This is a genomic window from Ligilactobacillus sp. JN-6 (Y).1, assembly GCF_058111525.1.
Genome location: NZ_CM176599.1, coordinates 928,126 through 949,788, shown reverse-complemented (window position 1 = coordinate 949,788; position 21,663 = coordinate 928,126). Strand labels below are relative to the sequence as shown.

17 protein-coding genes and 1 pseudogene are annotated in these 21,663 nt (G+C 39.7%); 6 read left to right on the top strand and 12 right to left on the bottom strand.

Going from position 1 to position 21,663, the window contains the following annotated elements; all coding sequences use genetic code 11:
• Nucleotides 1-6 precede the first annotated feature (6 nt).
• The gene (locus AC3XNE_RS04480) at nucleotides 7-165 is read left to right on the top strand and encodes a FeoB-associated Cys-rich membrane protein (RefSeq protein WP_489833111.1); all 159 of its coding nucleotides are present in this window, start codon (nucleotides 7-9) and stop codon (nucleotides 163-165) included.
• 127 nt (nucleotides 166-292) lie between these two features.
• Here AC3XNE_RS04480 and AC3XNE_RS04475 read toward each other — a convergent pair whose 3' ends face one another.
• Both AC3XNE_RS04475 and AC3XNE_RS04470 read right to left on the bottom strand, forming a co-directional pair.
• Nucleotides 293-613, bottom strand: a complete 321-nt coding sequence (locus tag AC3XNE_RS04475) for an MFS transporter (RefSeq protein ID WP_489833110.1) — start codon at nucleotides 611-613, stop codon at nucleotides 293-295.
• Between the two features lie 26 nt (nucleotides 614-639).
• On the bottom strand, nucleotides 640-2,094 hold the full coding sequence (locus AC3XNE_RS04470) for an alpha-N-arabinofuranosidase (protein WP_489833109.1): 1,455 nt from the start codon (nucleotides 2,092-2,094) through the stop codon (nucleotides 640-642).
• Nucleotides 2,095-2,405: 311 nt separating this feature from the next.
• Here AC3XNE_RS04470 and AC3XNE_RS04465 point away from each other — a divergent pair, with 311 nt between their 5' ends.
• Both AC3XNE_RS04465 and lacG (AC3XNE_RS04460) read left to right on the top strand, forming a co-directional pair.
• Nucleotides 2,406-3,308 (top strand): ArsR/SmtB family transcription factor, encoded by a 903-nt coding sequence (locus AC3XNE_RS04465; protein WP_489833108.1) that lies wholly within the window; start codon nucleotides 2,406-2,408, stop codon nucleotides 3,306-3,308.
• 506 nt (nucleotides 3,309-3,814) lie between these two features.
• Nucleotides 3,815-5,224 carry a 6-phospho-beta-galactosidase gene (gene lacG / locus AC3XNE_RS04460; RefSeq protein ID WP_489833107.1) on the top strand — a complete coding sequence of 470 codons (1,410 nt, stop codon included), beginning with the start codon at nucleotides 3,815-3,817 and terminating at the stop codon, nucleotides 5,222-5,224.
• A 348-nt stretch (nucleotides 5,225-5,572) separates the two neighbouring features.
• Here lacG (AC3XNE_RS04460) and AC3XNE_RS04455 read toward each other — a convergent pair whose 3' ends face one another.
• Both AC3XNE_RS04455 and AC3XNE_RS04450 read right to left on the bottom strand, forming a co-directional pair.
• The gene (locus AC3XNE_RS04455; RefSeq protein ID WP_489833106.1) at nucleotides 5,573-6,784 is read right to left on the bottom strand and encodes a metal-dependent hydrolase family protein; all 1,212 of its coding nucleotides are present in this window, start codon (nucleotides 6,782-6,784) and stop codon (nucleotides 5,573-5,575) included.
• A gap of 81 nt (nucleotides 6,785-6,865) precedes the next feature.
• Nucleotides 6,866-8,067, bottom strand: a pseudogene (locus AC3XNE_RS04450) (metal-dependent hydrolase family protein).
• A gap of 179 nt (nucleotides 8,068-8,246) precedes the next feature.
• Here AC3XNE_RS04450 and AC3XNE_RS04445 point away from each other — a divergent pair.
• Nucleotides 8,247-9,425 (top strand): hypothetical protein, encoded by a 1,179-nt coding sequence (locus tag AC3XNE_RS04445; RefSeq protein WP_489833105.1) that lies wholly within the window; start codon nucleotides 8,247-8,249, stop codon nucleotides 9,423-9,425.
• A gap of 121 nt (nucleotides 9,426-9,546) precedes the next feature.
• Here the strand turns inward: AC3XNE_RS04445 and AC3XNE_RS04440 are convergent, their stop codons facing one another.
• From AC3XNE_RS04440 to AC3XNE_RS04410, 7 genes are all read right to left on the bottom strand, one after another.
• Nucleotides 9,547-10,497 (bottom strand): zinc-binding dehydrogenase, encoded by a 951-nt coding sequence (locus AC3XNE_RS04440; protein WP_489833104.1) that lies wholly within the window; start codon nucleotides 10,495-10,497, stop codon nucleotides 9,547-9,549.
• Nucleotides 10,498-10,689: 192 nt separating this feature from the next.
• Nucleotides 10,690-11,211: a YagU family protein gene (locus AC3XNE_RS04435; protein WP_489833103.1), complete on the bottom strand. Its 522-nt coding sequence runs from the start codon at nucleotides 11,209-11,211 to the stop codon at nucleotides 10,690-10,692.
• Nucleotides 11,212-11,481: 270 nt separating this feature from the next.
• A complete protein-coding gene (locus tag AC3XNE_RS04430) occupies nucleotides 11,482-13,251 on the bottom strand; it encodes a PTS lactose transporter subunit IIBC (protein WP_489833102.1) in 1,770 nt (589 codons plus the stop codon).
• A gap of 242 nt (nucleotides 13,252-13,493) precedes the next feature.
• Complete coding sequence (lacG, locus tag AC3XNE_RS04425; protein WP_489833101.1) at nucleotides 13,494-14,912, bottom strand: 6-phospho-beta-galactosidase; 1,419 nt, start codon at nucleotides 14,910-14,912, stop codon at nucleotides 13,494-13,496.
• A gap of 3 nt (nucleotides 14,913-14,915) precedes the next feature.
• Nucleotides 14,916-15,266, bottom strand: a complete 351-nt coding sequence (locus AC3XNE_RS04420) for a PTS sugar transporter subunit IIA (RefSeq protein ID WP_489833100.1) — start codon at nucleotides 15,264-15,266, stop codon at nucleotides 14,916-14,918.
• A 48-nt stretch (nucleotides 15,267-15,314) separates the two neighbouring features.
• Entirely contained in the window at nucleotides 15,315-16,205 is an 891-nt protein-coding gene (locus tag AC3XNE_RS04415; protein WP_489833099.1) for a PRD domain-containing protein, read from the bottom strand.
• 223 nt (nucleotides 16,206-16,428) lie between these two features.
• Entirely contained in the window at nucleotides 16,429-17,316 is an 888-nt protein-coding gene (locus tag AC3XNE_RS04410; RefSeq protein ID WP_489833098.1) for a LysR family transcriptional regulator, read from the bottom strand.
• Nucleotides 17,317-17,887: 571 nt separating this feature from the next.
• On the opposite strand from AC3XNE_RS04410, the gene AC3XNE_RS04405 reads away from it, so the two are divergent.
• Both AC3XNE_RS04405 and AC3XNE_RS04400 read left to right on the top strand, forming a co-directional pair.
• Entirely contained in the window at nucleotides 17,888-19,513 is a 1,626-nt protein-coding gene (locus AC3XNE_RS04405; protein WP_489833097.1) for a malolactic enzyme, read from the top strand.
• A 35-nt stretch (nucleotides 19,514-19,548) separates the two neighbouring features.
• Nucleotides 19,549-20,520 (top strand): AEC family transporter, encoded by a 972-nt coding sequence (locus tag AC3XNE_RS04400; RefSeq protein WP_489833096.1) that lies wholly within the window; start codon nucleotides 19,549-19,551, stop codon nucleotides 20,518-20,520.
• A gap of 101 nt (nucleotides 20,521-20,621) precedes the next feature.
• Here the strand turns inward: AC3XNE_RS04400 and lacD are convergent, their stop codons facing one another.
• Nucleotides 20,622-21,602: a tagatose-bisphosphate aldolase gene (gene lacD / locus AC3XNE_RS04395; RefSeq protein ID WP_489833095.1), complete on the bottom strand. Its 981-nt coding sequence runs from the start codon at nucleotides 21,600-21,602 to the stop codon at nucleotides 20,622-20,624.
• Nucleotides 21,603-21,663: the final 61 nt, after the last annotated feature.

Below are 21,663 nucleotides of genomic sequence, written 5' to 3'. Positions count from 1 at the left end.
TAATTAATGACAGCAACGATAATTTTAGGAATTTTGATTTTTGGCTTTTTTGCATATGTAATTTACAAGAAATTTATCAAAAATCATGGCGCAGCTGATTGCCATTCTTGTGACGATATTGGCTGCCCACTAGCAGACGCAGCCAAAATGAACAACAAGCGATAGTAAAAATGGCAGCACACAAAAAACGATTCCGTTTGGTATTGTTTACCAAACTGGATCGTTTTTTCTGTCGTGACATATTGATCACATAATTCTTACTAAGCTGTTCAGTTAGGATAATGACAAGTTCTTACAGCTTTAATTGCACTTTTGTAGTCGAATAAAACAAAAGTGCTGACAATATTGCAATGGCGTACGACAAATATTTTTTTTCGAGGACTTTATCACCAATATATCCTATTATCGGGGCAGATATCAAACCCATTAAGGACATCATCGCAAAGGCTGACCCAACATTAGCATGAGAAAAATTTGCATATTTTACTAACCAAAAACCTGAATAAGTGGAAATTACAGGCCAAATAAAGTTAAATGACATTTCAGAAACAATGAATGACCAAAACTTTCCAAATGAGTTATAGGGACTTTTGATACTTTTAAGCCAACTCATAAATAACCCTCCCTAAGTTTAGTAAATTATGCCAACGTGAGTGAGACAACACTCATAGCCGGTAGGTTAATATGGACCTTACCAGAATGTATAGACACGCCCTTAAATGGCTGTAACGTTACTTTGTTTGGATCAGCAAAAGTGTTATGAGCATCTATTTCATTGGCAGTTATAATGGTTGCTTCCTTGATAATTGAGGGAGCCTTTTCAAAAATAAATTCTAAATCGCGATCCTGATGGATGTCGTAATTTCCAAGAGAAATAGTAAGCTGGCCTTCTTTTTTCGATGCAGTATAAGTGACGTGCTCAGGAAATGTATCTTCGCTATCCATATGGACCACCGTGGAATCCATGTGTTTTTGATACATATCAAACAAATAGTAAGTTGGTGTTTTCAACATTTTTTCACCGTCAGTCAATATCATTGCCTGTAAAACATTAACCATTTGTGCAATATTTGCCATATAAACTCTGTCAGCATGTTCGTGGAAAATGTTGAGCGTTATTGCTGCTGACAATACATCGCGAATCGTATTTTGCTGATATAAGAATCCAGGGTTCGTTCCTTTCTCAACGTCAAACCATGTTCCCCATTCATCAACGATCAAATCAACCTTCTTTTCAGGATCATATTTGTCCATAATGGCTGAATGATTAGTCAACAAACGATCCATAAGACTAGCACGCTCCATTGTTTTGTACCATGCTCTACCTGAGAAGTCAGTGGCGGGGCCTTTATGATCCCAGTCACTTGTAGGCAGCGTATAATAATGCAGGCTTAAACCATCTATAAACTGTGAGCAGTTTTTCATGACTGTCTCTGTCCAATTATAATCGTCTTCGTTGGGACCACAAGCAACCCGATAAATAGGAGAATCTTTATTATATTGAGGTAAGAATGTTTGATATTGTCGATAAAGATCACCATAATATTCCGGTCGCATGTTTCCGCCGCCGCCCCAATTCTCATTTCCTATTCCAAAAAATTTTAAAGACCACGGTTCTTGTCGGCCGTTTTTTTGACGTAAATCTGACATTGGAGATTCACCAGGCATGGTCATATATTCGACCCATTCGGCCATTTCTTGAACGGTACCGCTACCAATATTTGCGTTAATATATGCACTTGCTCCAAGCTGCTTTAACAATTCAAAGTATTCATGCGTCCCAAATGAGTTATCTTCAGTCACATCACCCCAATTAGTGTTAACGATCTTTTTACGCTTGTCTTTAGGACCAATACCTTGTTGCCAATGATAAGTATCCGCAAATAATCCCCCTGGCCACCGCAGGACCGGAACGTGAATTGCTTTCAATGCGCTAATAACATCTGAACGCATACCATTTACGTTAGGAATATTAGAATTTTCTCCAACGTATAGTCCTTCATATATACCACGACCCAAATGTTCAGAAAATTGACCGTAAATATATTTGCTTATTTTAGGTCCGTTTTCTTTATTCATTACTTTAATAGCCATTAAATAACACTTTCCTTTCTTAATATAAATGTTACCAATAATAACTTACACATGTATATGCTTGCTATAGAAGAAATGTTAGCACTTACAAAAAGCAAAGTAAATACCTTTTTTATTAAATACTTTTATAAAATATATTTTATTTAATATAAACATTATTTTATTAGTCGAAGTTCAGCTTTTTAACAAAAATTCGTAACAATAACATTTTCTTTCTTTTTATTAGTAATAAAAATATTAACTTTCTCGCTTCTTAGCCGTCTTATATGGTATATTGTTAATATAATTATTATGGCAAGGAAGTGTAGTTGATGGATCTGGATATTTCCGACAAATCATTACCCGTTTTCGCAGCCTTAGATAGTGCCGTGCGTATTAAAATTATTAAATTACTTTCTCAACAAAAAATGAATGTTTCTGCCATCTCAAAAGAACTCAACTTAAGTAGCCCGATAACAGCATCACACCTTAACAAACTTGAAAAAGCTGGCCTTATACGTACCGAAAAACAGGGGAACCAACGTATTGCCAGCCTTAATATTGATACTATTCAAATCACTTTTCCAAAACAACTTTATATCCCCTTTCAAAATTGGCAAGTTGAAATACCGATCGGTCAATTTACAAATTATGACGTTGAACCAACCTGTGGTTTAGCTGGCCCAAATGGTTTTATCGGCGAAGTTGATCACCCAAGTTATTTTATGGATCCCAAACGCTATCAAGCAGATATGCTTTGGTTTGGGCAAGGATTTACTGAGTATCAAATCCCAAATTACTTAAAGAAAGAAGAACACCAACTTGAAATGATAGAGATCAGTGTCGAATTAGGTTCGGAATTTCCATTTTCTAACAACAAATGGTTATCCGATATTACCGTTAGTTTAGATGGTCATGAACTCGGTACCTGGACGAGTCCTGGTGATTTCTCTGATACGCGGGGAAGATACACGCCTAAATGGGTCGAAAACGATATGAATCAATATGGTTTGTTAAAATCTTTCCGCATTGCAAAACAGGGATCTTATATTGATGGGCAAGAGGCAAGTGATTCTACTATTGAAATGATAGATAAAACGAAGAATTCCTGGACACTGCGTTTTGAAGTTAAAGAAACTGCTACTAACGTTGGCGGCTGTACAATTTTTGGCAACAAGTTTGGTAACCATGATCAAGGGATCAAAAGTACGATTTATTATAGTGATCAACAGTAGATAAATAAAATATCGCCTTATCACCCAATCAACATTGGTTCTCAACATGCAATTTAAGTTACAGCCACGTCGAACCAAGGAAGGGCGTTTCACGTGAAACATTCTTTTTAAGGTAATGATCACTCCACCGTAGTTTTTTAATTAATATCGTTAGTTCTGTGATTTGTCCGTCCAAAAAACAGGTATTACTTCATACGTTGGCTTTATAACTAGCGATTTGATCTGCCCGTCTGTAGTAATTAATTTTATTTACTAAACTATTACTAATTTGAAAATGTATAGATATAGATCAAAACAGCTTCTATGATCCACTTTCAGGCTGCTTATGAGTTTCACGAATTAAGCTGCAAAAGCGAGCAATGATTTGAAAAATACTGTATCACTACCACACCACAAATTATGGAAAGATTTTTATTTGTCTGACTTCGACCTTTCCGAGAATAAGTGGGTAAATAAATTTGATTTTATTAATAATGCTTAGTTTAGAAAAAAAAGGAGAACTTATCATGAAATTTCCCGCAGATTTTTATTTTGGCGGTGCGACGGCCGCCTTTCAAACAGAAGGGGCAGTTAAGGAAGGAAATAAAGGTGAAGTTTTGTGGGAGCCCTTTTTGAAAAAACAAGGTCGCTTTGACCCAGAACCAGCCTGTGACTTTTACCATCGCTATCCAGAAGATTTAAAGTTGTCCTCTGACTTTGGTCTCAATTCGATTCGGATCTCGATCGCCTGGACACGTATCTTCCCGACCGGGAGTGGAAATGTAGAACAAGCAGGTGTCGATTATTATCACCACATGTTTGCTGAGTGTCGTAAAAACGGAATTGAGCCCTTTGTGACCTTACACCATTTTGATACACCCGAAACCTTGCACCAAACAGGTGACTGGTTAAACGAAGAAAATATTACTAAATTCATTGACTATGCTAAATTCTGTTTCCAAGAATTTAGCGAGATCAACTACTGGATCACGATCAACGAGCCAACTTCAATGGCTGTACAACAATATACTACTGGAACTTTTCCACCTGGTGAAAAGTACAATTTTCATAAAACATTCCAAGCTGAGCATAATCTGAATCTAGCCCATGCCCGCGTCGTGAACGCTTTTAGAAAATTAAACATTAGCGGGCAGATTGGCGTTGTTCATGCCTTACAAACGGTCTATGCCTTTGACCCAAGCAAAAATGGCGATCAGCATGCTGCCAAATTACAAGATGTTTTAGACAACCGACTTTTCTTAGATGGAACATTAAGCGGCGAATATAGCCGAGAAACCCTGGCACTGATGAATGAGATCTTGGCAGCCAACCAGCAAGAGAAAATCGACATCAAGTCTAGTGAAATGGAAGAACTTAAACAAGCTGCTGACCAACTAGATTTCGTTGGTGTAAACTACTACTTCAGTAAGTACATGAAAGAATATCATGGCATCTCGGAAACGCTCCATAACGGTACAGGTAAAAAAGGATCATCTATTTCGCGTCTCCAAGGGATCGGCGAATCCGGTGTACCAGATGGAATAGAAATGACGGACTGGGACTGGCCGATCAACCCACAAGGACTATATGATCAGCTAGAACGGATCCACACAAACTACCCCAAAGTTCAAGATATTTACATTACCGAAAATGGTTTAGGCCTCAAGGAAGAAAAACCAGCTACCGGTAAGACCTTAGATGACCAAAAACGAATAGATTACATTAAACTGCATTTGCAAGAAATTTTACGTGCTATCAACCATGGGATCAACGTTAAAGGTTACTTCGTTTGGTCCTTGCAAGATATGTTCTCATGGACAAATGGTTATTCTAAACGTTATGGCTTATTCTTTGTCGACTTTGAGACACAAGAACGCTACCCTAAAAAGAGTGCCTATTGGCTTAAAGGACTCATAGCAACTAAGGAATTACCTTAATGAATTTGAACAATAATAATTTATTTATTACAAAACACTTTCTGTAATGAAAAGTGTTTTTATTTTGGTAAAGCACACTGTCAGAAAATTTTCCTGCGTTTCACAGTAAAGGCAAACCTCCAGGCGACTTTGATCCGAGCGAATCCAGATAGAAGCTCGCGGCGGTTCTATCCAGCCTAAAGCAGATCAGAGAAAAGCTCGGTAAAACGAACTATAAAAGGCGTAAAATCTAAGTCTCATACATTCATTTAAAATTAGTCAAAAAAACATGTCAGAAAGAACTATATTTTAGCCCTTCTGACATGTTTATTTTTGTCAAGAATTGTGGTTGATTCACTCTAAGCATATTTACCCAGCCACTAACTGTCCTTTTTTGAAGACCTGGCGTTTTGCCTTTTCTATGGCCGTAATATCTTGCAGAGGATCTGAGTCCAACAGCAACAGATCAGCATATTTGCCTATTTCTACCGTACCATGATCAGCACTGATCTGTAATAATTCGGCTGCATAACGTGTGGCACCAAACAATGCCTGTGCATTAGTTGCTCCAACGGAAGTCAGTAATTCGATCTCTTTAGCTGTACCATTATCAAAGCGGTTAAAAGGAGTTCCTGCATCCGTACCAACCACGACTTTGACCCCTTCTTTAATTGCTGCTCCAATATTTTTAAAGAAATCTTCTTTAACTTGATCGTTTTTTCTAAGCATATAATCAGGCAAGATCCCTGGTCCATTTTCAGCTATACAAGTTGGGGCATTTAAAGTCGGTACCAAGTAAATATCGTGTTCTTTCATATAACGAGCCTGTTTTTGATCGATGTAGATCCCATGTTCTATCGAATCAACACCGGCTTCCAACGAGATCTGGATCCCACGGTTGCCCTGCGCATGCGCGGCCACCGTCATGTGCTTAGAATGAGCTTCTTGCACTGCAACTTCCAATTCATCTTCACTTAACTCAATGTCATCGATCTCATCTGTAGCTGACATAACACCGCCGGTCGCCATCACTTTAATATTTTTTGCTCCGTACTTAAACTCCTCACGCACAGCCTTACGCATTTCGTCCGCAGAATCTGTGATATGTCCCCAAACCACATCACCATCGACTCCCTCAACAAAATCAGCATGGCCACCGGTCATTGTCATCGGACGGCCTGAAGGCATGATCTCTGGCCCAAACACTCGCCCTTCTTTCATCAAATCAGCTAACTTAATATCCGTATCAAATGCACAGCCACAATCACGAATGTAGGTCACGCCTGCATTGATCAACAATTGCAAACTCCGCAAAGCATTGACGGTAATTTCGGTTTCAGACAAATGATCCATCTTGTTTCCCAACGGATCCAACATTAAATGCGTATGAGCATTGATCAGCCCTGGTAACAAAAACTTACCTTGTCCGTCAAAAGTTTTTCCTTCATCGTTTGCCGGTGGCTCTCCTTGTCCGATAGCAGTGATCTTTCCAGTCTTTTTGTCAAATGAAACGTAGGAATTGACCTGCCATTTATCGTGAACTCCATCAAATAAAGAAACATTTTTAATCACACTAACCATTATACCCCGCCTTTTTATACCTATTCGACTGTGTAACACACAACATTCTAATTCGTAAGTGTATGGATCATTACCCAATTTCTAAAATTTCTGGACTCTATGTTGATAGACCGCCTTATCTGCTTGCTGGAGTGCTGTGATATCTGCCAGTGGATCTTGATCTAAAACGATAAAGTCGGCGAACTTACCCGGCTCGAGCGTACCGTATTCGTCCGCGATCTGCAGCAATTCAGCCGCTGACTTGCCAGCAGCGACCAAAGCCTGATAGTTCGTAGCTCCGACCCGTGTCATTAATTCCAACTCAAACGCAGCATCCTTAAATCCATTAAATGGCGTACCAGAATCAGTACCAAATGCTACTTTAACTCCAGCTTTGATCGCAACACCGATCCGTTCAAAATACTTATCCAAGAAATCTTTTGCTTTGTCTAGCATGTATTGCGGTAATTTACCCTCTCCATATTTCGGGATCGTGTATCCAGCAATCAAAGTCGGCACTAAGAAGGTCCCTTGTTTGATCATTATTGCTATATCTTCATCAGTCACGTAAGAGCCATGTTCGATCGAATCAACGCCTGCCAAGACTGCGTTATGTATCCCACGGTCACCTTCAGCATGGGCAGCAACAGTCATATGTTTAGAATGAGCTTCCTCAACTGCCACCTTCAATTCTGCCAAACTCAGTTCTGTATCATCGATTTGATCAGTTGGTGACATTATGCCACCAGTCGACATGACCTTTATATTTTTGGCACCATACTTGAAGGCTTTTCTGACCGATTTACGCATCTCATCTTCCGAATCAGTCATGTAGCCCCAAGTCGTGTCGCCCTCCCATCCTTCAACAAAATCACCATGTCCGCCGGTGATAGACATCGGCCTCCCAGAAGCAATGATCTGTGGCCCTTCGATCTCAAAAGATCCTTCAGCTGCTATTTGTGCCAATTTAATATCGGCGTTAAACGCACAACCGCAATCGCGGATCGACGTCACACCAGTCTGAAGTAATTCTTTGAGGTTATGTAATCCTGCTACAGTAACATCTGTTTCTGTCATGTGATCCATCTTGTTGCTTATCGGATCCATCATGATATGAGTATGAGCATCGATCAATCCTGGCATAACATACTTACCACCTAGATCGACCTGATGTTGCGAATCAGGAGCTTCCCGTGTCCCATATTTTTCAACTCTTCCATCTGCATCGACCAACAACCAGGCATCAGCAATAATTTTTCTTCTGTTCCTACAAATAAATTCAAATTGTTATATAAAATTTTCATGAGAAAGCCCTCCATCCATTATTGCTTACCTTATTTTTCACATGGCATGAAACAATAGCGTACATCTCACTTTAAACTACCACAGAAAATTCTCATTGTCACTATTGAAAATTAGATTATTTGCATTATTATTATAAAATAATAATATTTATCATCAAAATGTAAAGAGGTGCCTGCTTATGCAATTTGTTTTTGCTTTTACTATCGTCATGCTGTTCATGTTGATCGGCGAATGGGTCTCAACTGCCACAAAGGCTTATATTCCATCAGTGTTTGTAAGTGCAGTTTTATTTGTTATAGGTTATTGGACTGTCTTACCCAAAAACATTGTTGCTCAGGCTTCTTTCGGAGAAACTTTTTCTGGAGTGTGTATTTCCCTATTATTAGTCCATCTTGGGACGCTGATGGGTCTGAAAAAGCTTCTGCAGCAATGGAAAGCTGTCTGTATCGCACTTTTAGGAGTGATCGGAACTATCATCTTGACCCTGACTATCGGGACATTTATCTTCGACTGGCGAACAGTCATTGCAGCTATCCCACCATTAACAGGAGGTTTGGTAGCAGCTCTCTTAATGACCGGCGGTCTAAAATCAGTCGGAGCAACAGCTTTGATCGCTTTGCCTGTTGCAATGTTTGTTTTGCATTCAGTTGTCGGCTATCCGCTGACTTCGTGGATGCTAAAAAAGGAAGGACACCGTTTAGTAGGTGAATACCGTAGTGGTCATCTCAAAGCAGCTCCGAAAAAAGATGAAGGCCCAGAAAAAAAGGAGACTTCCAAAAAACTATTTACTCTGCCGGCAGAATATCAAACATCAGCTTTTATCCTCTTGCGGATCGGTATCGTTGCCTTGCTAGCAAATGGGTTTTCTTTACTCACCAATAATGCTATCAATGCCAATGTCGTTTGCCTTATTTTTGGAGTGATCGCCCATGAACTCGGATTTTTAGAAGACAATGCTCTCAGTAGGGCTGGTGTCTTCCAGTGGTTGATGTATGGTTTATTAGCCTACGTCTTTTCCCAACTCAATATTACTACACCGGCAATCATGGGCCAGGTGATCATTCAGATCATAGTTTTGGTTATCTTGGGACTCGCAGGGATGTTCCTAGCTTCGTGGCTCTTAGCCAAACCATTAGGAATGAGCGGTGCTATGGCATTTGCCTGTTCCTTGACCGCCCTGTTCGGTTTTCCAGCTGACTATATCCTAACAACCGAAGTTTGCCACAATGTAGCTGCAACTGAGGATGAAGAACAAGTTCTTTTAGATAACATTCTTCCCAAAATGTTAGTTGGCGGCTTCGCTACAGTTTCAGTTGCATCGGTCGTCATCGCTTCTATATTTATCAAATTATTGTAAATCCCAATTTAATCTTCTTAAAAAGGAGAGACTTTTTGATCATAAGTTATCAAATTGTTCATACAAAATATGTAATCCCAAAAATACCGACCCTTCAAAAGGCCGGTATTTTTTATACTTTTCATTCCTGTGTAGCGATCAAACGTCCTGAAACCTTACCTGCTCTCAATTCATCTAAACCTTTGTCAATGTCTTCAAATGGAATAGTATGCAAAGTTGGTTTCAATGTACCATCTGCAAAATACTTGTAAACTTTAGCAATATCATCGATACCGCCGCCGTTGTTGCCAAAGATCTTAAGACGTCTAGTAGTTAGGTCCCAAGTACTAATGTCGGAGTGCAAGACACCCATTCCTACAACAACGATCGTTCCATCAGTCTTTACGGCTTCTACTGCATGTGCTGTTGTTGAACCAAAGCCGGCATAGTCAACGATCAGGTCTGGTTGTTCATCTTTAAATTCGATCGCGTCTTTAAATACTTTCTTGACACCGAATCCCTTTGCGATCTCTTGAGCTTCCGGTTTAGGATCTGCTGCCAAAACCTCACAGCCAGCAGCGACTGCCATCTGTGCGCCAAAATCTCCCAGTCCGCCGATCCCGATGATACCGACCTTCATGCCCTTTTTTGCTCCACCAAGACCAAAAAGCGCATGATGAGAAGTCATACCAGCATCGGTAGCTGCAGCACCTTCAACAAAAGAAACATTATCTGGTAATTTGATGAGCTGTGTTGCTGGAACATTGACCTTCTCGGCATATACCCCGTCTTTACCTCCACCGATAGCAACTTTAGTAGCTGGATCGATCGGGCAAATGCCTACACGGTCTCCCGGTTTAAAATTAGTGACATCTTCGCCAACACTTTCAACGACACCTGCACCTTCATGACCTAAAATAACTGGCGGTTTAGTCATCGCCATCCAACCTGGATCATCAACCATGGTGACATCCGTATGACACAAACCCGAAGCCTTAATATTGACTAGCACTGAATCAGCAGTAACGATCGGTTCAGCAACCTCTTGCAGTTCTAAGGGCTTGTGCGTTTTTTCAAAAATCCAACCTTTCATAAAATTATTTCCTCCTTAAAAAATGACATGTCTAAATTATAAAGCGCTTACGTATCCGCTGTCAAAAGAACTTTTCCTATACGAAGACCAATACTCTTGCCTACACGTTGTATTTTTTATAAAAATTGGCCTCCAAAAATCAGGAAAACCCAACTTTTGAAGGCCAATACATTATGTCTTATAAATGAACCATTAATCGACAGCCAAGTGTTCTTCTCTAGCTTTAAGATCATGCCGACAAATTTCAAATACCCAAGCCCACAATAGATGTCCTAAAAATTCAGACAGATGTTCCTGGAATGGTTGATCCCAAGGTCCGGGAACCGTGCCTAATGCAGGTAATAAAATAATGTGGAATAAGATCCAGATCACGAACCCATAAACAGTACCTTGTAAAAAGGTAACCTTTAGCCAGTACTCTGCGATCAAACAGTATACTATAGCGACTGCAATTGAAAATCCAAAGTGTAAGATCAAACTGACAAATTGAACTTGGTTACCTGAATAAACAAAAGACGCATGAGTTATTTTATATGGAACACCCATTTGCTCCATCAAATGCTGCGGTGGATTAGTTGCGTCTCTTAGCGGTGTACGGGGTGGCATTAGGCCTTCCCAACCGATTTTAACAAAACCTGAAACGATACCGCCGATCAACCCGAGCCAAATCGAGCGCCATAATTTTCGCCAAAATGTTTCTCGCTTCTTTTGCATTTTCTTTCCCCCCAAAAATCTGTGAATAATAATGTAATACCAGATTATTGTATCACTTTATACGCTATTTATGTTAAAAGTACCATAATTAATTGTTCACAACCAATTGAATAAGGTCAGGCTTAACATACGATAAAATATCATTTTCATTCTCCATTAAATAGCGAGGGATTTGATCTCATACCACCACTAAAATTAATTTTTCTCAATATTATTTACCAAAAACACGGGATCTTCTCTATGTCGTAGGATCCCGTGTTACTATTTCACTTATTCATTTGTTGTATCGTCTCCATGCAACTTACTCATCACAAATTCAATGGCTTCTTTTGGAGCACGAGTTAAGTCAATGTATTGTTTACCTTGAGTTGCAATCAATTTAATTCCATACTTATCGGTATCTTTCTTAATATCGTTATAATATGTCTTAACTTGTGGAGCTAAAACAACAACATCAAAATTAGGTAAAATATCGTAATGCGAACCATAAGCTCCTGCCCGGGCAGTCAAATTAACGTTATATTCTTCTGCACCTTCTTTAAGTGCGTTAGCAAGCAACTCACTTGTCCCTGCACCGGCACAAAGAACTAAAACTTTAGTTGGATCAGCAGATCCTTTACTTACACTATCCACAGCAACATCTTTTGGTTCTGAAGTTTCTACTGGCTCGACCGTTTCTGGTTCGATTGTGCCAACTTCAGATGGATCTCCGGTGACTGGAACAGTTTCAACTGCTGTGTCACCTGCAGCTGTTTCTTCTGCTAATTTTGCAGCTTCTTGATCGCACAACTCTTTATCGTAGGCACGACAGAATGGAAGGTAGATCAAAACATCAACCACTAATAAAGCCAAAATAAAGACTAACGATATTGGTTGGAAGCCAGTATCTAAGAATGTCCCGATCGGACCTGGAGTAGCCCATGGCAAGACATACATAAATCCGTTCATCCCGAAGAATTGAATAAATGCTTTACCTATCAAGACGTTCGCAACTGGCGCCAAAACGAAAGGCACAAACATATATGGATTTAAGATCATTGGAGCAGCAAACAATAGCGGTTCGTTAACAGCAAACATTACCGGAATGAATGATGCTTTCCCAACAGCTTTTAACTGTTTCGAACGCATTGCAAGCATAAATATAAATGGAACAACTAATGTTGCACCAGTACCACCAAGTTCACCAACAAAGTTACCAAAGTTTTCTGTCAAAGCATGAGATGGATGTTCTCCAGCCTTTTGCAAAGCCAAGTTTAACGTTGTGTTACCAAACAATGGCGCTTCGATAGCTGGTTTAACAACTGAGGGCCCATGTACACCCACAAACCAGAACAACGGGATCAAAAACCAAATCAAAGCCATACCAAAGTATGATTCTGCACCATTAAACAATGGTTGGAATAATTTGGCAATAACTTCAGCAAATGGTACTTTGACAAATTGACGTGCTAGAAAATCAATAAGAGCACAACCTAAAACCGAAAATGAATACGCAAAGATATCACGAAAGTTTTGCGCGATCGTCCCTGGTACTTCCTTAGGCATATGGATAGTAATATCCTTAATAATGCAGAAACGATAAACGTTTACTGTCAAGAAAGCAGAAACAAATGCTGACAAAATACCATTTGTACCCATGTTAGCTGTAACAAATGATCCGTCTTTTTGTTGAGTAACAGCGAGTAATAAGAACCCACAGATCGCTGCGATCATAACTGAAACTTCACTGATAGCTTTACCGGCAGGCATTTTACTGCGGTTCATGGAACCTGCCAAACAACGAGCAGTTGTTCCTGCCACTAACATTCCAACTACGCCCATAGTATAGTTATAAATTTTGTTTAGCCAATCAGCCAAACCACTTGGTAATTCTACCCCAAAAACACTAGGTAAAGAAGAACACAGGATAAAAATACTTGAGAACAAAATGACCGGCATTGCGGCTAAGAAACCATCCTTGATAGCTTGTAAATAAATGTTGCGCGAAATCTTTTCAAACGTAGATTGATGTTTTTCTATCGCTTTAATAATACCATTCAAAGATCCTCACTCCTTTTAAAAAATTTTTATTAATAAAACACTTAATTAAAAAACCGCAGCCGAAAAAAGCACATCAAACAAGAAGTTTTTCTTGTTTCCAGTACTTTCCCGACTGCGGTCACGCCTAATTGAATAGTAACGATCCGCCTTAAGGGGATATTGTTGAACAAAGATTTTAATAACTTTATGAAACAAAAAGTCCGGCTATCGAACATTAGCCATACGATACCAAAACTACGCTGTTATTTCATAGTATCTGCTAATTCCTTAAACCACAACGCACTCTTTTTGATGTAACGTTTTTGGGTCTCAAAATCGATGAAGAACAAGCCGTAACGTTTGTTATATCCATTGGCCCAAGAAAATTGATCCTGTAATGACCACACGAAGTATCCTTGAACATCGACGCCTTCGTTTCGCGCCCTTAAAATTACTTCAATATGTTGATCGATATAATCTATCCGCTTGTCGTCTTCTAAGACCTCACCTTCTGCAGGTTTCTCTTCTTTAAGGCCTAAACCATTTTCAGTAATGTAAATAGTTTTGCAGTTAGGATAGTCGTGTGCTACACGTTTTAAGGAATCATATAAACCCTCTGGATAAACGTTCCAGTCCCAATCAGTCGTAGGAACGCCTTCCTTTTTAACAGCTTCACCGACGCCTTTAAACTTGAAGGAAGAAGTCCCCTTATCGCCAGTACCATTAAAGCTATTGGTACTCTCGCCGTGGTAGGCCTTAATAAATTGATTTTGGTAATAGTTCATCCCAAAGAAATCATTTTGTGGTGCAGCTTCTGCTAAAATATCTAGATCGCCATCTTCAATTTCCAGATGTGCGTCATTCAAACGCAAAATTTCATTGATAGACGCCATCGTATCATCTGAATAATAACCTAAGAAAGTTCCATCGAGTAAGAACTTATTCATGAAAGCGTCCTGTAGTTTAGCAGCATGGACATTTTCTGGTTCATCATTGATCGGATAAATTGGCTGGATCACGTGGATCAAACCGATCCGTCCAGGTAAACCCAATTTCTTATAAAGATTTACAACGCGGGCATGAGCAACTAATTCATTGTGCTGCGCTTGGATCCCGCTTGTCACGTCGAAGTGATGGTTAGGAGGAAAGTTTCCTTGGATATACTGAGAATATGCCAAAGAGATCAATTCATTGATCGTAAACCAGTTTTTAATTTCTGTGAATTCTTTGAAGCAAAATTCAGCATAATCTACGAAGTGGTCAACATTCTTTCTGTTTAACCAATCTCCATCTTCGAATAGCGTTTGTGGGCTGTCAAAATGGTGCAAACTTACATAAGGCTCTATTCCATTATCTAAACATTCCTTAAACAAGCGATGATAATAAGCAACCCCTTCTGCGTTAGGCTTGCCGTACCCCTCAGGAAAGATTCGCGTCCAAGCAAGCGAAACACGGATCGCATTTAAGCCGAATTTTTTAGAAAGCGCGATATCTTCTGGGTAACGATTATAAAAATCACTCGCAGGATCAGGTGAAAAACGCCCTTGAGCCTTCAGATAATCATCCCACATTGTTTTTCCTTTACCCGCAACCTTTGTACTTCCTTCTACTTGATATGCGGCAGTTGCTCCACCCCACACAAAGTCTTTCGGTAGACTCTTTACTCTATTCAATAAACTCATAAATTAAAGACCTGCCTTATCTAAACGTTCTTCGATCTTAGCGATCCTTTCATATTCGTTAATAAAATACTCAACTTGGTCTTTCAACATCATTGTTGTCATTAAAGTGTCCTGACCGTGAACCATAATAAATGTCACGTCCATGTCAGAACCACCAGCTTCTTTGGTTAACAAATCAGTTTGCTCATTATGTGCTGCAACGATGTTTTTATTTGCAGATTCAACTAATTCACGAGCCTTAGCAAACTTTCCATCGCGCGCTTGATTTAAAGCTTCGATCAAGTCTGATTTTGCATCTCCGGCATAAGCAACGATCGCAAAACCTACCATTGAAATATCATTTTTTGTAGCCATTAGTAATTCCTCCAATTAACTTTTAACTTTCTCCTCAAGCGTTCGTCATCAATAATTAGTTTTACTGTGTTTCAAACCGCTTTCATTATCTTTCTCGTTAACGATCCGTTGAATATGGATCAATAAATACAATTCTTCATTGACACCTAGATCAGCATCCAATTCACGACAAATTGCTGTGTAGATCTCATGAGCAATTTGATAGGAGCGCGGATAAGAAACTTTCATTTCTTCTTCGATCTTCACTATTGCTTGCTCATTACTTGGTTGATGCTGGGATAAGCGTTCAGCCAGGTAACCCAAATGGATCATTAACCTATCATAAAAATTTTGATTAGTGCTGCTTCTAAGTACCATATTTTTTTGCAAGATGCTTTGTACCAAGTCATTCAGATCTGAAGTGATCTGCGATGTTTCATTCTCCGTCAAATTTTCTTCGCCCTCACTACGGCCGTTGATAAAGTGTAAAGCGATACTCTTGATCTCATCTTTAGGAAAATAAACTTTTAAATTCGCATTAATGATCTTCAAACCGTCAGCAGCAATGTGGTATTCAGTAGGATATTGTTCTTGCATATCAGGGACTGGAGTCCGTTGATAGGTGTTATTTTGCAAATGCTTATACATCCCGTTGATATGATCAGCTAAAGTAACGTAGACAAAATCAGCCAAACTGTATTGATACTTGCTTTTAGCATTATCAATTATTTCGTATGTCGTCGTTACAATATTGATCGGAATGTCCTTTAACAAAAACGCCAAGTTTTGTTGAGACTCCTTAGTTGCCAAATACATTACTTTTTCGATCCGCTCATTATCGAGTTGACCACCCTTCCTTTTCTGGTAAGCGACCCCTCGGCCTTTGACCAGCGCTTGGCGACCCTTTCCCAGATCTACGATTGCACAATTATTATTTAAAACTTGGACGATCCCCAGCAAGAAAATACCCTCCTTTCATACATTTGGACAAAAAAAGGCCACAAGAGCATACGACAATTCTGAGTGAACTGACTTACCTCTTATGGTCATGCCTAATCTAATAGTAACAATCCATTTAATATCCAAAGTTTAGTATAAACTATATCCAAGAACTTGTAAACGTTTTTTTAAATAAATGTTTATTTGTTAACACAAATAAACATTACAAAACAAAAATGTGTCGTCACGGCTGTGGTAAACCTTGTTGTATAAGGTTTAGAATATCTCTTTCATCAGCTGATAGTATTTTATTTTTTCGATACACAGTCGACATATAAAAAACTGGTTGTTCATTATCTGTAAGTCCCAATGAATGTAAGTGATCTGTCTCAGAAATAGCAGATTCAGCCAAAAAACCAATACCCAAATTTTCAGCTACTAATGCTTTTAAAATATGAATATCACTTGTTGGGTAAACGATATGTGGTCGGTAATGTGCCTGGTGACTGAGCTGCTTTAAAGCTTTCCCATGGACAAAACTCTTATTTAAAACTATAAAATCTTTCTTTTTTAAATCGCTAAAACTGACCTGATCTGCCCGCGCTAAGGGATCACTTTCAGAAACGATGATTTTAAATTTTGACTCGGCAAAAGTTTCGACTTTTAAAGCTTCGTCAATAACTGGTGACAGTGAACCAAGCAATGCTATATCCAAGTCTCCTTTGATCAATCGTGTGCGCAGATCAGCCGACCCAGCCTCAACTGTTTCTATTTTGCTGATCAACTTACTGCGAAATAAAGCTGGTGAGATCCGAGGAAAATAATAGTTACCAATGATCGGTGGTAATCCCAATCGGACTTTACCGGTCGCCATTTGAGTCAATTCTTTTTTAGCTACTTCTAGTTCCGTTAACATTTTTTTCGCGTGTGTCAACAACTGCAACCCTTGTCTTGTAGGTACCAACCTTTGACGGGAATGATCGCGTATAAATAAGTTCGCTCCAAATTCATTCTCTAAACGTTTGATCGCTAAAGTAATGGTTGGCTGTGAAACACCCCTTTTTGCGGCCACGTTAGAAAAATTTTTTTCTTCAAAAATGTCCACAAAATATTTTAAATCTTTTATGTTCATTTAAGCACCTCCATATCAACCTTTTAGCAAAGCCTATAAATAATAATAATAAGTAGTTGAAGATTTGACTATTATTTTATCACACTACTATACTAAGCGTCGTTCAAAAGGTTAAGAATAAAAAATTAATCTTTTGAAGTTTTGCAAAACAGAAGTTGGACTTGGCTCTTTGCTTTTGTAGTCGAGTTCCGCAAGCCTGGACTTTCCGCCTAACCAGCCCCACTATCACGGCGCGAAAAACGCACGCCATAATAGTAGGTCTCGTTAGTACTCGGGTCCAAAGCGGCCTGCTACACCCTGTTTTCATAGTCGTGCTACAACAAGCAAGAAGCGAGCATTATCCAGCTCTGACATCACGTCACTAGAAATCGCGACATAATGCCAGAGCTCGATAATGCTCGCTTCTTCCCGCTTGTTTGCGCTCTGTTTTTAGTCGAGCTACACGAGACAAGAGATTCCGCTTATCCAACTTGGCCCTCACAGTACCAAAACCGCACTATAAGGGCCAAGTCCGATAATGCTCATCTCTTAGGCGTCTCGTTTCGCTCTGTTTTAATTAGGAGGTTTTACCATGGAAAATGCACAGAACATTTTAAACGATCCCTTCAAGAACAAGGGCACCGCATTTACTAACGAAGAGAGAGAAAAATATGGTTTAATTGGTACTCTTCCTCCTCGCGTTCAAACTTTAGATGAACAAGAAAAACAGGCCTATGACCAATTTAAGAGTAAAGATTCTGCCCTTGAACAACGGCTGTTTTTGATGAATATTTTCAATACTAACCGCATCCTTTTCTTTTCATTGATGGGGAAGCACGTTACTGAGTTCATGCCTGTCGTCTATGACCCAACGATTGCAGATTCTATTGAACAATATGGTCAGTTATTCGTCGATCCACAATATGCCGCATTCTTGTCTATCGACGATCCTGACCATGTCAAGGAAGCTTTAGCAAACGCTGCAAGCGACCGTGACATTCGTTTGATCGTCGTCACAGACTCACAAGGTATCCTTGGTATCGGTGACTGGGGCGTTAACGGCGTAGACATCGCCGTTGGTAAATTGATGGTCTATACCGCTGCTGCTGGGGTTGACCCTTCTCAAGTGCTGCCAGTCGTTTTAGATGTGGGCACTGATAATCAAAAATTACTAGATGATCCTGAATATTTAGGTAACCGTCATTCGCGGGTCCAAGGTAAAAGCTACTTGGATTTCGTTGACAAATTCGTTTCAACTTCCACTGAGTTATTCCCAGAAGCTTTACTTCACTTTGAAGATTTTGGCCGTGCAAATGCTTCTGTTCTTTTAGATAAGTATCAAGATCAAATATTGACCTTTAATGATGATATCCAAGGAACAGGGATCATTTCCCTTGCAGGAGTTTTGGGAGCTTTAAATATCTCTGGCGAAAAAATTATTGATCAGAAATTCTTAACCTTTGGGGCCGGTAGTGCAGGTATCGGAATTGCATCAATGATGTACGATGAATTAGTTCGTGCTGGACTATCACCACAAGAAGCTAAGAAACATTTCTATCTCGTTGATAAACAAGGTTTGTTATTTGATGATACACCGGACTTAACAGAAGGGCAGAAGAAGTTTACTCGTTCACGTGCTGAATTCAACAACTCTTCTGAATTAACTGATCTTTTCTCTGTCGTTAAAGCTGTACACCCAACTATTATGATCGGTACTTCAACTACCCCGGGTGCATTTACTAAAGAAGTTGTTCAGGAAATGGCTCAGAATACAAAACGCCCTATCATTTTTCCATTGTCCAATCCAACCAAACTTGCAGAAGCAAAAGCACAGGACTTGATCGAATGGACAAATGGGAAAGCCTTGGTTGCCACTGGGATCCCAGCAGGTCCTGTAGATCACGATGGTGTCAGCTATGAGATCGGCCAAGCTAATAACGCACTCGTTTATCCCGGGGTTGGTTTTGGTGCAATTGCAGTCGGTGCTAAGCTCATTAACGAAAAAATGCTTGCTGCAGCCAGTCATGCTTTAGGTGGTATCGTGGATACTACTCAGGCTGGTGCCGCCGTATTGCCGCCAGTTTCTAAACTAGAAGAATTCTCAACAACCGTTGCTGAAGTTGTTGCACAAAGTGCCATTGACCAAGGATTAGCCAAAGATGGTATCACTGATGCTAAAAAGGCTGTCCATAATGCCAAATGGACACCAAAATATTAATATTACAAAATCTAAAAAAAGAAGGTAAGCAGATCATGTCTGTATTTCTAACATCTGTTTCCAGTGTTGTAGTGATCGTTTTGATCATGGCATTGGGTTATTTACTAAAAAAATACGACTGGGTCGGTGATTCATTTGGCGGTGAAATATCTTCGATCATTACCAAAATAGCTTTACCAGCCTCAATTTTTACCGCAGTGATGAAAAACCTGACTAGGTCAAGCCTACTCAGCCTTTCAACGGAACTTGTTTTCCCAGTACTAGGTGTTGTGATCGGTTATATTATCGCTTGGCTGATGGTCAAAGTTTTCAAGATCAAGCGTGGTCGGCGTGGGATATTCATTAACGCATTCGTTAATGCCAATACCATTTTCATCGGAATGCCTTTAAATATGGCACTCTTCGGTGATAAGGCCATGTCATATTTCTTGATCTATTATATCGTTAATACAGTTTCGACCTGGGCATTCGGTGTATTCTTAATACAAAATGACGATCCAACCGTTGATAAATCAGCCAAAAAAAAGCATAACAAGATCAATTGGAAGAAAATCTTGCCAATGCCGCTTGTTGGTTTTATCGTGGCCATCGTTTGGATGTTATTAAACATCCCAGTTCCAAATTTCTTAGGTCAAACGCTAAATTATGTTGGTTCACTAGTTACACCACTTTCCTTAGTTTATATTGGGATCGTCTTGTACAACGCTGGTTTGAAAAACTTCCACTTCGAACGTGATTCAGTACTGGCCTTGATCGGACGTTTTATCCTTTCACCACTCATCTTGATCATTTTGATCAAGATCGGTGCCTCAAGTGGTTTTTCAATGCCAAGTCTAATGAGCCAAACTTTAGTCGTACAATCAGCAACTCCAATGCTTGCTGTTTTGCCGATCTTAGCTAATGAATCTCATGGCGATGTTAAATACGCAACTGATGTTGTCGTTATGAGTACTGTATTGTTTATAGTTGTTGTTCCTGTTTTAATGACTATTTTACAATTCATTTAAAAATAACCTTTATGTAAAATATTATTAAACAATTAAAAAGACTGTTACTGGATGAATTTTTAAATTTATCCGGTAGCAGTCTTTTTTGTGTTTTTATTTAATTATTTGACTTTGCTTTCCCATGGGGAAGCTGTAGCTGCAAGGACTTCATTGAGATCTTCAATGTTCTTACGGCCCGTTGTTTGCATCCATTTACGACCGGCTTCTTCGCCATCTTTAGCAAATGGTTCGATCGAATGGCGCCAGGTAGCACGGCCACAGAGAACACCGTTGAAGGACGAACCTGCTTCATGAGCAAATTTCAAAGTTTCCTGGAAAAGTTCTGCGGAAACGCCGGCACTCAAGAAGATAAAAGGTACACCAGCAGTAGCCTGGTCTTGTTCCCTGAAGAAGTTCAAAGCTTGATCCTTGGTGTAGATCGCTTCATTGTCGCCATTGTAGCCGGCAACATAATCCATGTTAACGGGAACTTCGACCTTCAAGACGTCAACATTGTAACGGTCTTTAGCAAACTCTTCGACCATCGCGTTGACCTTGTGCGGTTTTACCTTGGCATAGGCTGCACTCTTAGTATCATCGATATTTGCATCATATGACATCAATTCCAAGAAGAACGGTATATCCTCAGACACACATTCGTCACCGATCCGCTCAACGAATGCTTGTTTTTTACCGTTGATCTCGTCGCCTTCATCAACGTCATAGTACAACATGAACTTGATCGAGTCAGCACCGGCTTCTTTCAAACGCTTGACCGACCAGTCAGCCAATAAGTCGGGCATGCGGCCAGGAGCCGTTGTGTCGTAACCTGTTTTTTCATAGGCTGTCAACAAACCACAGCTGGCATCGCGTTCTTTAGCGGCTGGCAAGCCGTATTCTGGATCGAGCAAGATCGCAGAAGCATATTTGGTCAATTCAGAAGAAATAGCCTTCTTAAATTCCACGATATCTTCCTCGTTGGCTGGCTTGTTAGCAGCTGCAGCTAACATTTTCTTCAAAGAACCGCGTTGGTCGATCGCCAAAGCAGCGATCACACCATCTTTATTGGACATACGTTTTAAAGCTTCGATTTTATTGGACATACTGTATTGGTCTCCTCTTTATTCAGTCTTAAAGTTCAGTATTCTCGACATCTTCATTTCC